The sequence below is a fragment of the Arthrobacter sp. HY1533 genome, assembly GCF_027568515.1.
Classification (GTDB): Bacteria; Actinomycetota; Actinomycetes; order Actinomycetales; family Micrococcaceae; genus Specibacter.
Window position 1 is genome coordinate 1 of sequence record NZ_JANKZF010000054.1, and the last position, 717, is coordinate 717.

A 717-nucleotide genomic window follows, 5' to 3' on the forward strand; every position below is an offset into this window, starting at 1 on the left:
CGCTATCGGTCATTAGGTAGTATTTAGGCTTATCAGGTGGTCCTGACAGATTCACACGGGATTTCTCGGGCCCCGTGCTACTTGGGATACTCACCAGGGAGTGCACTGCATTTCAGTTACGGGGCTCTCACCCTCTACGGCCGGCCATTCAAAGCCGTTCACCTATACATGCACCATTCCCCTCAACAGTCCGGCAGAACTGTAACGGTAAATCCCACAACCCCGCACCATGCAACGCCCGCCGGCTATCACACATGACACGGTTTAGCCTGTTCCGCGTTCGCTCGCCACTACTAACGGAATCACTATTGTTTTCTCTTCCTGTGGGTACTGAGATGTTTCACTTCCCCACGTTCCCTCCACACACCCTATATATTCAGGTGCGGGTCACCACCTCGCCTTGCGACGGGTAGCGGGGTTCCCCCATTCGGACACCCTCGGATCAAAGTTTGGTTATCAACTCCCCGAGGCTTATCGCAGATTCCTACGTCCTTCTTCGGCTCCTAATGCCAAGGCATCCACCGTGTGCCCTTAAAAACTTGACCACACATGTTGATCAATCTTACTTATCGAGAGAACCATGAAAACCAACACCCAAAGGTGTCAGATCCAGGTTCAATTATCTCAAAGAAATTGCTTCTTATAAAGATGCTCGCGTTCACTATGTAGTTCTCAAACAACAACCCCACCACACACATCCCCAACCAGAGCACCAAC

The 717-nt window shown here is 51.2% G+C and carries 1 rRNA gene; it reads right to left on the reverse strand.

Going from position 1 to position 717, the window contains the following annotated elements:
• Positions 1 to 545, reverse strand: a 23S ribosomal RNA gene (locus PCK14_RS19240); the annotation flags it as partial.
• Positions 546 to 717: the final 172 nt, after the last annotated feature.